The following is a 12,699-nucleotide window of genomic DNA, read 5'->3' as shown; positions in this document are numbered from 1 at the left end:
GAAATTATATGGATGTTTATTGTGTTTTGTTTATCAGAAGTAGTAAATTTTTGAGTTTTTATTGTGAAGTTTATTTTTCAAAAGAGTATTATTAAAGGAATTGGTTGGTAATGGCTATTGTATGTTTGATATTAAAGATGATATCTTAAGAAAAATTAACAAGTATTAAAACGAAATATCAAAAATTCCTGCCACGAAAGGGCAGGAAAAATTATAAAGGATTTTTATAAGTTTTTATAATATCTTTCTTGTCATTTGTGCGATCTAAAATATAAATGACATCATTTTTTATAGCTAGGGATTTTGGATTATCAAGTCCTTGTATCTCATAAGCATCAATTATTTTTGCATTTTTATAATCAATTACAAGTAATGTGCTGTAATTTAAACTTAATGCTAACATTTTATCTTCGAAAATATCTGCACCTACTATATAGTAATCATTGATATTTCTATTATCTTTGAGCTTTAATTTTTCACTAACCTCAAGTATTTTCTCTCCGCTTAGTAAATAGTCTTTAGTACTTGCATAAGACAATACAAGCTTTTTACTAAATTTGTTTGGTATGGTAATTAAATACAAAAATTGACCATCATTGGCATAAGAGTGTATATAATTTTGCTTTGCTCTTATAGTTAAAATATATTTTCTTGAAGGCTCAAACCAATTTTCATTCTTTTTGGTATAAAATGCAGGTGCTATGCCTTTTGTGGTTTCTTTAAAAGTTTGCCATTCTAGCATTTCATCAATTACTTCATCTGTTTTTTCTATTCCTGTAAAAGTTTTATTTGAAGCACCTAATACAAATTTATTACCTATAAATGTTGCATCTACGATATATCTCATATCGTTTCCATTGGTTTTATCAAATAAAACAAAACCACTAGATTGTTTAAAATCTTTAGTATATGATACCGCCATTTCATTGGTTACAAGAGCAAATTCATTGCTATTTTTATTATATGCTATAGCATTAATATGTTTAAATTTTATCAATTCTGGTATTTCAATATTATAAGTATTTAGTAGTTCTAATTTTTTTGAAATTTCAAAAGCGCCATTTGAAGTATTTTTGTCAAAATGTAGGTTTTTTGGCTCTACTAAATCTTTGATAAAAACATCTTCTGGAACATTTTTACCTAAAAGGTTGAATTTGCTAAGTCTGCTCCAAACTTCTGTAGTCCAAGTTTTACTCATGATGCTCATATCAAATGTTAAACGATCAGGATTTGATTTTCCTGTATAAGGAGGCAAACCATTGATTATTAAAGCTTGGAAAGCATTAGAACATACAACTATAAAAGATATAACTATAACAAATTTTGAATAGGCATTTAAAGGTTTAACTTTAATTTCTTTATTAGCAAGATCTTCCATCATTGAGCTATTTTTTCGTATAAATAACAAAGCAAGCCCCATTACTATAACAACACACCAATACACAACAACAGCCCAAGTATAAGTATGTGCTCCTACTAATTTATCCCCTAAACCTATACCAATATCTCTTTGCCACCAACTAGCCGTATGACGAATTCCCATATAAATCCCATATCCTGCAAATAAAAACACACATACAATATATTTTATTTGAGGACCATAACGCAATATAAGCATTCCAAGCACACCAATTATAATCATACCAATACGCTCAAACCAACAAAGCGTACAAGGGGATTCATTATGGAAATATCCTAAATACATATTTGCAAAACCTACTGGTATAGCTAAAATAAGTAAAACAGCGGTAGTCATAAAAAGATAAAAATATTGATCATTTTTGTTTAAATAAGTATTCATAATTCTTACCTCTTTCTTACCAATTGCCACTTGGGATAATAGAATCAAAGCTTGCAACTAAATACATAAAATAGTTTAGCAAGGCTCCACATAGAAAAATTCCAAAAATCAATTTTTCTTTTTCTGGTTTAATCAAAATCAATAAAATTGAAATTGCAAGTAAAACAAGTATAGTAAATTCCAAAATAACTCCTTTTTATTTTTATAAAATATTATTAAAATAATAATTAAACTATTATAAACTAAAAATAATCCAAATAAGTTTCAACCATAAATTTCACCTTTTTTATACTCATAAATACTTTGCATATCCTTATCACCTCTTCCTGAAAGATTTATGATTATTACACTTTTTTTCTTTAAAGTAGGACAAAGCTTTTCTAAGTAAGCTAATGCATGTGAGCTTTCAATAGCAGGTATAATACCTTCTTCTTTACATAATAATTTTAACGCATTAATGCACTCATCATCATTAATAGCATGATAACTTGCTCTTTTGCTTTCTTGTAAATATGCATGTAAAGGGCCTATTCCAGGGTAATCAAGTCCAGCAGAAATACTAAAGGTGTGAGCAACGTTTCCTTTATCATCTTGTAAAACTTTGGTTTTCATACCATGGATAATACCTTCTTTGCCTTTAGTAAGCGTGGCTGCATGATAAGGTGTATCTTTTCCTAAACCTGCTGCTTCAACACCTATGAGCTTAACTTTTTCATCTTTTAAAAATGCATGAAAAATTCCAGCAGCATTGCTACCACCTCCAGCTGCTGCTATGATATAATCTACTTTTTTATTTAATTTTTTAAGTTGTATTTTGCATTCTTTACCTATAATGCTTTGAAAATGTGCAACAATTTGTGGATAAGGATAAGGTCCCACCGCACTTCCTACTACATAAAATACTTCTTTGGTATTTTTAACCCAAAAATTTAAAGCCTCATTAACCGCATCACTTAAAGTTTTACTTCTGCTTTCTACCGCATGAACTTTTGCTCCTAAAAGCTCCATTTTATAGACATTTAAAGCCTGTCTTTTTACATCAATAGCTCCCATAAATATCTCGCACTCAAGTCCTAAAAGTGCTGCTGCAGTAGCAGTTGCAAGCCCGTGTTGTCCTGCTCCAGTTTCTGCAATAATTTTTTTCTTATTCATTTTCTTTGCTATTAATGCTTGAGCTATGGCATTATTGATTTTATGAGCTCCTGTGTGAGTTAAGTCTTCTCTTTTTAAATAAATTTCATGATTATAAAGTTTGCTTAAATTTTTAGCATGATATAAAGGGGTAGGTCTTCCTACATAATTAGTTAAGAGCTCTTTTAATTTTGTATTAAAATCTTTATCTTTTTTGAATTTTAAAAAAGCTTTTTCTACTTCATCCAGTGCTATTTTTACCTCATTTGGCACAAATTGCCCACCAAATTTTCCATAATATTTTTTCATAGTATTTCCTTAAAAATGATTAATAATTTAAAATCAAAAATGATTAACTAAAAACTAAAAATGTAAAATAAAAATGATTAAAAATGTAGTGGCAGGCTTAACGCCAAGAAAAAGAAGCTTTATTAAATGAGTATTCTAAATTTAATTTAGAAAAATTTTTCCTTTCCATGATTTTTCCTTTAAAAATTATCAAATGACTTTACATTCTAAGATAATTATTATTAAAAATTCTTTAAAATTAATAGTTTAGAAAATAAATACCAAGAAATTTTAAATGTTTGATTTTTTGTATAATGATATAAGTTATATAGGGCTTTTTATAGTATGTTTTCTCTCTAGCACGCTTTTACCTATGGCAAGTGAAGCTTTTGTGCTTGTTTTTGTAAAATTAGATTTTAATGCTTATATGGTTTTATTTGTCGCAAGCTTGGGAAATACTTTAGGTTGTTTGAGTACCTATGCTTTAGCTTATTTTGGAGAGAGTCAAATTTTAGAAAAATATTTTAAAGGCTCTTTGTGTAAATTAGAAAAAATCAATGCAAACTTTAAAAAATTTGGGTCTTTGTATGCCTTTTTTACCTTTTTACCCATAGTGGGGGATCTTTTTGCGCTAGGCCTTGGATTTGCTAAGTATTCTTTTTTAAAAGCAAGTATTTTTATAGCCTTGGGTAAATTAAGTCGTTATGCTTTTGTAATTTTCATAGCAAATTCCATTTGAAAGTCTTGATTTTAAAAGACTTAAAAGTTTAGCATTATTAATATCTTTTAAAACTTTTATGGTGTTTTTTAGCTCGTGATTTTTCATAGGCATTTTTGCATCTTTAAAACATCTTATAGAGCTTCCTCTAGCAAAAGTACTATCACAAACAACATCTACTAAATACTCATCAAAACTTGCTAAATTTGGATTAAGCATGTAAGCAATAGTTAATGCATCATGTATCCATGTGCCATTTGTACCTCTTGTTTTACTTGCATAATCAATCCAAACTCTTAAAGTTTGCACTAAAAAATCACAAAGAGGATTTTGATTTTCTAAAGCATTTAAATCTTCATGTGTGAGCATAGTTTGCATTGTTGCATTATAAGGAACAAGAGTGATTTTAGCTCTTGAGTTTAAAACTATGCTAGCGGCTTCAGGATCAAAGCCAAAATTTGTATCTTTGATATGATAAGGCATATCAAAACTTCCACCCATAATAAAAATTTCTTTCACATTTTTATCAAAGTCTTTAAAAAGTTTCATAGCTATAGCTATGTTTGTTAAAGGTCCTATAGCACAAATTGAAATTTCACCTGGATTTTGCATGATAAGTTCGCCCATTTTCATACAAGCATTTGGATTTATGTTTTCTAAGATTTTTATAGGTTTTATATGATCCCAAAGATGAGTAAGTTTAAACTCTTCTACGCTTTTATCTAGTCTTTGTCTCCAAAAATGACTATCCTCATATAAAGCTTCATGAGCACCTAAATACAAAGGTATGTCTAGATCAAGCTTATTTAATAAGTCTTTAGCAACGCTGTAAGCGGTTAAAGCTTGTACATTTCCACTTAAAGTGCTAATCATTTCAAGTTTGATTTCTTTGGAGGCTAAAATAAGTCCAAGGGCTAAACCATCATCAGTATTAGCCCCTGCTATGCCATTGCCTATATCAGTATCTAAAATAAGGCGTATCATATTGCATCTTCTATTAAATTTAAATCCCTGCCTCTAGTTTCTGGTGCAAAAAAAGTTGTGATAAAACCAATGCCTGCGGTGATAACAAAATACAAGGCTATTGGCCACCAAGTGCCATAATAAGCAAGTAAAGCTGAAGCTATCATAGGAGCGGTCCCTCCTGAAAGTATTGAGCCAAACTCTTTTGCTAGTGCCATTTTGGTATAGCGATTTTTTGCTCCAAAAAGTTCTACACCCCATGCAGCTTGCACGCCAAAAATCCCTAAAGATGCCAAAGACATACCTATGATGATGGTTAAAATCACGATAATTTCATTTTTACTATCAAGTAACATAAAAGCAGGAAAGGCATAAAGCATTAAAAGCAAGCAAAAAGTTCTATAAGTAATGCGTCTTCCAAATTTATCACTCAAATACCCTGCTAAAGGTATAACTAAAAATCCTACCAAAGAAGCGATAACAACAGCAGTTGTGGCAACTGATTTATCAAGAAGTAAAATTTTAGTTACATAACCTACTATAAATCCTTGTGCTAGATAAGAAGGACCATTTTCACCTATCCTTATGCCTACCATGGTCCAAAATGCGCGACTTTTTTGCCAAAAAGTTCTTTCATCTTTTTTCATATGAATTTCATTTTCATGACGAATTTTTAGCATTAGTTCTTTTTGTTTTTCAAAAACAGGGGTTTCTTTTACATTTAAACGCATATAAACAGCAAAAAGTGCTATGAAAATACTTCCTATAAAAGGAATTCTCCACCCCCATTCTTTAAAATTAGCATCATCCATACTTGTAACTAAAAGCCATACAAAAGCTGCAAGCAAGGTTCCGCTATTTGATCCAAGAGCAATGATAGAAGAGATTAAACCTCTATGCTTGCTGGGAGCATATTCTCCAAGCATAACGGTCCCACCTGAAAGTTCAGCACCTGCACCAAAGCCTTGCATAAAACGCAAAATAACCAAACATATAGGGGCCCAAATTCCAATTACTGCATAACTTGGTATAAAACCAATTAAAGTAGTTGAAATACCCATTAATGCAATGGTGCTCATTAATACATTTTTTCTTCCGTATTTATCTCCTAAATATCCAAAAAATAAAGCCCCAATAGGTCTAGCAATAAAACCTATTCCATAAGTAACAAAACTAAGCAATAACGCTATAACAGGAGTTTGTTCAGGAAAGAAAACTTCTGAAAAAATAGTAGCTGCAGCTAAGCCATAAAGCGCAAAATCTGCATATTCCATAGCAGTTCCTAGCCAACACGAAAATACAGCCTTTTTAAAAGATTTTTTTCCTTGTGGTGTTTGAAAATTTTCATCCGCGATTGATTTTGTTTGCAAGATTAAACCTTTATTTTGATTTTTCAAAATAGTAATTCTATCTAAAATGTCTAAAATATAAATTTAAACTTTTTACCGATTTTTAAATAAATTTGGGTGATAATTATTATTAATTTTTTAACATAGGAAAAAAATGAAAACTTTGACAATAATTGATACTTTTGGCTTTTTCTTTAGGCTTTTTTATGCATTGAAGGGTTTAAAAAATTCAAAAGGTGAGCCCAGTAATATGATCAGTGGTTTTGCTAATTTTATTTATAGCTTGAAAAATGAACATCCTAGCGATATGATTATTTTTGCTCTTGATAGTAAAGGAAAAACTTTTAGAAGCGAAATAGATCCAAATTATAAAATCAACCGCACTCCACCTCCACCTGATTTATTAGTTCAAATTCCAATTTGCATTCAAATGATAGAAAAAATGGGTTTTTCAAGCTTTTCTTGTGAAGGGTATGAAGCTGATGATATCATCGCATCTTTAGTTAAAGAGTGCGAAGATAAGGATATTTTTATAAGAATTATCACTCAAGATAAGGATTTATATCAACTTATAAAAGATGATAAAGTTAGTATTTATAGTCCTATTTCAAAAAATGATTATAATGAAGCAGGATGTTTAGAAAAATATGGGGTAAAACCTAGTCAAATAAGAGATTTTCTAGCACTTTGTGGAGATAGTTCAGATAATATTCCAGGGGTAAAAGGAATCGGAGCTAAGGGTGCTAAGAATTTACTAGATGAGTTTGAAAGTATTGAAGGAATTTATGAAAATTTAGCCTTAGTGCGTAATGATAGAAGTAGAAATTTACTTCTTGAGGGTAAAGAAAATGCCTTCTTAAGTAAAAAACTTGCTTCTTTATATGAAGATTTAAATGTAAAAAATATGCTTTTAAATTGTGAATATCCAAAAGATGAACCATTGCTTAAGATTATGGATATTTTAGAATATTATGAATTAAATACTTTATTAAAAAAACTACGCACTAATCCTATTAATAAAGGTAAAAATTTAGGATTTAATGCAAGATTGATTTTAGATGAAAAAGAATTATTTACAATTTTAGAAAAAATTGATAAGCAAAGCATTGTTGCTTTTGATACAGAAACTACAGGCTTAGATACCAAAGAAGCAAAGATAGTAGGATTTAGTTTTTGTTTTCATGAAAGTGAAGCCTTTTATGTACCACTTGCACATGATTACTTAGGAGTTTGTGAGCAAGTTTCTATGCAAGCGGCTAAAAAAGGTATAGAAAAAATTTATCAAAGCATGGTAATAGGTCACAATCTTAAATATGATTTTGAAATCATAAAAAATAATTTTAGCTTGGTTCCTCCAAAAAATTATGCTGATACTATGATACTTGCGTGGCTTAAAGAGCCAAGTTTGCGTGTAAATATGGATGATTTAGCAAAAAGATTGTTTGATTATGAGACTTTGCATTTTGAGGATTTAGTAAAAAAAGGGGAAAATTTTGCAGGGGTTGATGTAGAAAAAGCTTGTAAATATGCTGCTGAGGATGCTTATATTACTTTGAGATTTTATTTGTATTTTTTGAAAAATTTAGAAAAACCTTTGTTTGATCTTGCACAAAAAAGTGAATTTGAATTTATAAAAGTACTTATAATGATGGAGAATAATGGTATTAAACTTGATACTCAAAAACTTGAAAATTTAATGCAAAGTTTTAATCAAGATATAAAAATACTTAGTGAAAAAATATATGATTTAGCGGGTGAAAAATTTAATATTAATTCTCCTAAGCAAGTAGGGGATATTTTATTTGAAAAGCTTAAATTACCAAGTGGTAAAAAAAGTAAAACAGGTTATTCTACCGATGAAAAGGTTTTAAATGCTATTTTAGATACTCATCCAATTATCAAAGAAATTTTAGCTTACAGAGAGCTTGCAAAATTAGTTTCTACTTATTGTGAACCTTTGTTAAAACTAGCTAAAAAAGATGATAACTCAAGAATTTATTCAAGTTTTTTACAAACAGGAACAGCTACAGGACGCCTTTCATCTAAAGATCCAAATTTACAAAATATTCCTGCACATGGCCAATATGCTAAAGATTATAAATCATGTTTTATAGCTAAAGAAGGTTTTAGTTTTATCTCTCTTGATTATTCGCAAATTGAACTTAGAATGCTTGCTCATTTTAGTGAAGATGAGAAATTGTTAGAAGCATTTTTTAATGATGAGGATATTCATGCAAAAACTGCTATTATGATTTTTAATCGTAGTGATTATGAAACAAGAAGTATTGCTAAAAGCATTAATTTTGGACTTATTTATGGAATGGGCTATAAAACTTTGAGTCAAAATTTAAAGATTGAAGCAAAATTAGCTAAAGAATATATAGAAAAATATTTTGAAAATTTTACAAGCATAAAAGCTTATTTTGAAAAAGTAAAAAATGAAGCTAAACAAAACGGATTTATAAAGACTCTATTAGGACGCAAGCGTTATTTTGACTTTGAAAATGCAAAACCAATGCAAGTTGCAATGTATGAAAGAGAGAGCATTAACTCTACACTTCAAGGTTCTGCTGCCGATATAATAAAACTTGCAATGATAGAAATTGCGAAAGATTTAGATGAAAACAAGTATTTGATTTTACAAATTCATGATGAGCTTATTTTTGAAGTAAAAGATGAATTTTGTCAAGATTTTGCAAAAAAAGCTAGTGATATTATGGAAAATATTGTAAAATTAAAAGTTAAATTGAAAACTTCATCAAGTATTGCCAAAAATTGGGGCGCATTAAAATAAGGAGAATAATTAATGGATCTTTCAACCATACTTGGGATGGTATTAGCTGTTGTTAGCATTTCTGTAGGGGATATATTAGAGGGTGGTAACCCTTTGCATGTTTTACATTTTAGTTCATTTTTGATTGTGGTTCCAACCGCAGCTTTTTGTGCAATGACTGCAACTCATAAAAAATTTGTTAAAGCAGCATATAAAGAATTAAAACTCGCATTTAAAGGTGCGGGTGTAAATTTAAGTCAAAGGATAGCTGAGCTTGTAGAATACTCTATTATAGCAAGAAGAGATGGGCTTTTGGCTTTAGAATCAAAAACAAATGAAATTGATAATGAGTTTTTAAAAGAAACTATGATGATGATGGTTGATGGTAAGAGTGTAGAAGAGATTAAAGAAAGTATGGAGATTCAAATAGAAGAAATGGAAGAGTATTATAAAGAAACTGCTGAATATTGGATTCGTTTTGGTGAGACTTGTCCTACTATGGGGCTTGTTGGTGCAGTTATGGGTCTTATGCTTGCGTTACAACTTCTAGATGATCCTCAAGCTATGGCAGCAGGTATTGCAGGTGCATTTACTGCAACAGTTACTGGAATTTTTGGTTCTTATGCTTTATTTGGTCCTTGGGGACATAAAATTAAAGCTAATGCTCATGAGTTGATTAAAGAAAGAATAGTTATCTCACATGCTATTGTAAGTATTGCAGAAGGTGCTAATCCTAGAGATTTAGAGGCTAAATTGTTTAATTATCTTGGGCAAGGTGAGCCTAGAATTTCACAATTTGATAAATAAGAGTTAGAAATGGGAAAAAAACATAAATGTCCAGAATGTCCAACAGGTGAAAGATGGGCTGTGCCTTATGCAGACTTTTTAAGTTTGCTTTTGGCACTTTTCATCGCTCTTTGGGCGATTTCTGAAAGCAATCCTGCTAAAACAGAAGCCTTAAAAACTGAATTTGTTAAAATTTTTGAATTTACTGCTTCGAATCCTTTAGAAAAAGAGAGTGAAGTTCATAATAAATATAGTGCTCCATCTAATGCCAATGTTGAAGAACTTGAAAAACTTAAAAAATTAAGTATTACTCAACAAGAAAACATAGAAAAATTAAAAGCAGCATTAGATCAAAGGGAAAATAATATAATTTTAAATTTGCCTGCAAGGGTTGAATTTGCTAGAGGTAGCATACAAATTGACTCAGCCGATGTGCAAGATTTTTTAAAGCGTATTGGTGAAGTATTAAAAAGAATGCCACCTCAAGCTCAAATAGAGCTTAGAGGTTATACCGATGCAAGTGATAAAGATCCTAAAAGAAATTTTGATTTAGCAAGCAAAAGAGCTCAAGTTGTAGCAGATTATTTGATTTCTAGAGGGATAAATCCAACTCAATTAATAATTGTCAGTTTTGGTGATAATTTTCCATTAACTACCAATAAAGAAGATGAAATAAATAATAGGGTCGAATTTTATATTCGTGTGGATTCATCAGATAATCAAACTAAAAAATCAGTATTAGATCAAATAGGGACTTTTAAACGATAAATAAAATATTATTTATCGTTTTTTCCTCCAAAACGAAGTAGTGCTGAACCCCAGGTAAAACCTCCGCCAAAAGCATCTAAAAGTATTAAAGAACCTTGCTTTAATCTACCATCTTCATAAGCATCATTTATAGCCATAGGTATAGAAGCAGCTGAAGTATTTCCATATTTTTGTACAGTAACTACACATTGTTGATCTTTAAAATTTAATTTTTCTTGAACGGCTTTAATAATTCTTAAATTAGCTTGATGAGGTATAAAAAGATCAATCTCATTTGCGTTGATATTATTTTTAGCTAAAATATTAATTACATCATTACTTAAAGTATTTACCGCGATTTTAAAAACTTCATTGCCTTTCATTTGCATAGAAAGTGGCATACAAATATTACTTTGTTGGGAGCGTTGAGTCATTAATAAATCACCAAATTCACCATCACTTGCAGTGTGAATATCTATAATGGGAAAATTATCATCTAATGATACAACTCCAGCTCCAGCTCCATCTCCAAATAAAACACACATGCTTCTATCTGTATAGTCTATAATAGAGCTTATTTTTTCAGCACCTATTATTAGCACATTTTTTTTAATACCACTTTCAACCATAGACTTAGCAAGTTCTAATAAATAAATAAATCCCGAACAAGCAGCAGAGATATCAAAGGCAGTGATATTTTTTAAACCTAAATTATGAGCAATTTTACATGCGGTTGATGGCATAGTGAAGTAATCTGGGCTTAAAGTAGCGACAATAATAGCATCAATATCTTGAGGATTTAAGTTTGCTCTTTGTATAGCTTTAATAGCTGCTTTAGTGCCAAGATCACTTGTATTTTCATCATCATTTGCTATATGTCTTTGTTCTATTCCTGTTCTTCTTAATATCCATTCATTGTCAGTTTGAACCATTTTTTCTAAATCGAAATTATTTAAAATTTTTTCAGGTATATATGAAGCTATGCTTTTTAAGGAAGCTTTATTTGATTTCATAATGAGAAAGTTCTTTTTCTATCGTTGTATTGATATTTGACTGGGCAAAATTTAACGCTTGAAAAATAGCATTTTTAATAGCTTTTGGACCACTTTTTCCATGACTTATGATAACGCATTCTTTTACACCAAGTAAAGGAGCACCACCATATTCTTCATAGTCTATATGTGTTTTTAATTCATTAAATGCTGGTTTTACCAAAAGATAACCAAGTTTTGCTAAAAAAGATTTTTGAATTTCTTGTTTTAAAAGTTTTGTTATAACACTTGCAACACCCTCGCCAGTTTTAAGTAAAATATTACCATTAAATCCATCACATACTAATACATCAATCGAACCATTAAAAATATCTCTCCCTTCTGCATTTCCAACAAAATTTGGAAGCTGTTTTAATAATTGATGTGTTTCTTTGGTAAGCTCATTGCCCTTGCATTCTTCTTCTCCATTGGAAAGTAATGCAACTCTAGGTTTGTCGATTTTTAAAATTTCTTTAGCATAAGCTTCACCCATAATAGCAAATTGAAATAAATGTTCGCTTTTACAATCAACATTTGCTCCAACATCTAATACAAGAGTTCTAGAATTAATATTTGGCATTAAAGTTGCAATTGCAGGTCTAGCAATATTGGCTAATCTTCCAAGTCTTAAAGTAGCTAAGCTCATAGTAGCACCACTATGTCCAGCAGAAACAACAGCTTTAGCTTTTTGATTTCTTACTAAATCGATAGCTTTATAAATAGTACTATTTTTTCTTTTTAAGGCATCGGTAGAATTTTCATCCATAGCAAATACATCGTAAGCTTCTTCGTATTCTATAAATGAATTTAATTCTTGAGGGATCATTTTTTTTAGTTTTTGAGGATCCCCTACTAAAACAGCCTTAAATTTTTTCTCACTTAAAGCTTGGATTACTCCATCAATAATAGGTTTTTCCCCAAAATCTCCACCCATTGCGTCAATAGCAATGCTAATCATTGTTTTTTAATATTCCTTAGTTGTTGGATTTACACGATGAGGCATTTTGTAGCTACCATCTTTGTCTTTAATAGGCATAGGTAGAGTAACTTTATAATGAGTTCTACGCTTAGCTGCACGAGTTTTACTCACTCTTCTCTTAGGTACCGCCATT

12 protein-coding genes are annotated in these 12,699 nt (G+C 30.1%); 4 read left to right on the top strand and 8 right to left on the bottom strand.

Going from position 1 to position 12,699, the window contains the following annotated elements; translation table 11 throughout:
* Window positions 1-211 precede the first annotated feature (211 nt).
* The 3 genes from CARM_RS06975 to trpB all read right to left on the bottom strand — a co-directional run bounded on the left by CARM_RS06975 (window position 212) and on the right by trpB (window position 3,241).
* Complete coding sequence (locus CARM_RS06975; protein WP_139426026.1) at window positions 212-1,801, bottom strand: disulfide bond formation protein B; 1,590 nt, start codon at window positions 1,799-1,801, stop codon at window positions 212-214.
* Window positions 1,802-1,817: 16 nt separating this feature from the next.
* A complete protein-coding gene (locus CARM_RS06970; RefSeq protein ID WP_161593803.1) occupies window positions 1,818-1,985 on the bottom strand; it encodes a hypothetical protein in 168 nt (55 codons plus the stop codon).
* Window positions 1,986-2,065: 80 nt separating this feature from the next.
* On the bottom strand, window positions 2,066-3,241 hold the full coding sequence (gene trpB / locus CARM_RS06965; RefSeq protein ID WP_139426024.1) for a tryptophan synthase subunit beta: 1,176 nt from the start codon (window positions 3,239-3,241) through the stop codon (window positions 2,066-2,068).
* A gap of 274 nt (window positions 3,242-3,515) precedes the next feature.
* Between trpB and CARM_RS06960 the strand changes: the two genes are divergently transcribed.
* Complete coding sequence (locus tag CARM_RS06960) at window positions 3,516-3,959, top strand: YqaA family protein (RefSeq protein WP_139426022.1); 444 nt, start codon at window positions 3,516-3,518, stop codon at window positions 3,957-3,959.
* Here CARM_RS06960 and CARM_RS06955 read toward each other — a convergent pair.
* Entirely contained in the window at window positions 3,915-4,919 is a 1,005-nt protein-coding gene (locus tag CARM_RS06955; RefSeq protein ID WP_176301031.1) for a nucleoside hydrolase, read from the bottom strand. The two genes, CARM_RS06960 and CARM_RS06955, sit on opposite strands and share 45 nt — an antisense overlap.
* The gene (locus CARM_RS06950) at window positions 4,919-6,274 is read right to left on the bottom strand and encodes an MFS transporter (RefSeq protein WP_139426256.1); all 1,356 of its coding nucleotides are present in this window, start codon (window positions 6,272-6,274) and stop codon (window positions 4,919-4,921) included. The genes CARM_RS06955 and CARM_RS06950 overlap by 1 nt, the downstream gene beginning before the upstream one ends.
* A 130-nt stretch (window positions 6,275-6,404) precedes the next feature.
* Here CARM_RS06950 and polA point away from each other — a divergent pair, with 130 nt between their 5' ends.
* Genes polA through motB form a run of 3 tightly spaced genes read left to right on the top strand, consistent with a single transcriptional unit; the run spans window position 6,405 to window position 10,577 of the window.
* On the top strand, window positions 6,405-9,044 hold the full coding sequence (polA, locus tag CARM_RS06945; RefSeq protein WP_139426018.1) for a DNA polymerase I: 2,640 nt from the start codon (window positions 6,405-6,407) through the stop codon (window positions 9,042-9,044).
* 12 nt (window positions 9,045-9,056) lie between these two features.
* On the top strand, window positions 9,057-9,830 hold the full coding sequence (gene motA, locus CARM_RS06940) for a flagellar motor stator protein MotA (protein WP_139426016.1): 774 nt from the start codon (window positions 9,057-9,059) through the stop codon (window positions 9,828-9,830).
* A 9-nt stretch (window positions 9,831-9,839) separates the two neighbouring features.
* Window positions 9,840-10,577 carry a flagellar motor protein MotB gene (gene motB, locus CARM_RS06935; protein ID WP_139426014.1) on the top strand — a complete coding sequence of 246 codons (738 nt, stop codon included), beginning with the start codon at window positions 9,840-9,842 and terminating at the stop codon, window positions 10,575-10,577.
* 8 nt (window positions 10,578-10,585) lie between these two features.
* On the opposite strand, the gene CARM_RS06930 is transcribed toward motB, so the two are convergent.
* From CARM_RS06930 to rpmF, 3 genes are read right to left on the bottom strand one after another with little or no spacing between them, the layout of a single operon-like run.
* The gene (locus tag CARM_RS06930) at window positions 10,586-11,569 is read right to left on the bottom strand and encodes a beta-ketoacyl-ACP synthase III (RefSeq protein WP_139426012.1); all 984 of its coding nucleotides are present in this window, start codon (window positions 11,567-11,569) and stop codon (window positions 10,586-10,588) included.
* Window positions 11,556-12,545 (bottom strand): phosphate acyltransferase PlsX, encoded by a 990-nt coding sequence (gene plsX, locus CARM_RS06925; protein WP_139426010.1) that lies wholly within the window; start codon window positions 12,543-12,545, stop codon window positions 11,556-11,558. The genes CARM_RS06930 and plsX overlap by 14 nt, the downstream gene beginning before the upstream one ends.
* A 6-nt stretch (window positions 12,546-12,551) precedes the next feature.
* On the bottom strand, window positions 12,552-12,698 hold the full coding sequence (gene rpmF, locus CARM_RS06920) for a 50S ribosomal protein L32 (RefSeq protein ID WP_139426008.1): 147 nt from the start codon (window positions 12,696-12,698) through the stop codon (window positions 12,552-12,554).
* Between the last annotated feature and the right edge of the window lies 1 nt (window position 12,699).

The organism is Campylobacter armoricus (assembly GCF_013372105.1).
GTDB lineage: Bacteria > Campylobacterota > Campylobacteria > Campylobacterales > Campylobacteraceae > Campylobacter_D > Campylobacter_D armoricus.
This window is presented reverse-complemented; position numbering and strand designations above follow the sequence as displayed.

Bases quoted from the DNA above. Each gene is read 5' to 3' on its own strand.
- CARM_RS06975 (WP_139426026.1), bottom strand. From the start codon at position 1,801: ATGAATACTTATTTAAACAAAAATGATCAATATTTTTATCTTTTTATG.
- trpB (WP_139426024.1), bottom strand. From the start codon at position 3,241: ATGAAAAAATATTATGGAAAATTTGGTGGGCAATTTGTGCCAAATGAG.
- CARM_RS06960 (WP_139426022.1), top strand. From the start codon at position 3,516: ATGTTTGATTTTTTGTATAATGATATAAGTTATATAGGGCTTTTTATA.
- polA (WP_139426018.1), top strand. From the start codon at position 6,405: ATGAAAACTTTGACAATAATTGATACTTTTGGCTTTTTCTTTAGGCTT.
- motA (WP_139426016.1), top strand. From the start codon at position 9,057: ATGGATCTTTCAACCATACTTGGGATGGTATTAGCTGTTGTTAGCATT.
- motB (WP_139426014.1), top strand. From the start codon at position 9,840: ATGGGAAAAAAACATAAATGTCCAGAATGTCCAACAGGTGAAAGATGG.
- CARM_RS06930 (WP_139426012.1), bottom strand. From the start codon at position 11,569: ATGAAATCAAATAAAGCTTCCTTAAAAAGCATAGCTTCATATATACCT.
- plsX (WP_139426010.1), bottom strand. From the start codon at position 12,545: ATGATTAGCATTGCTATTGACGCAATGGGTGGAGATTTTGGGGAAAAA.
- rpmF (WP_139426008.1), bottom strand. From the start codon at position 12,698: ATGGCGGTACCTAAGAGAAGAGTGAGTAAAACTCGTGCAGCTAAGCGT.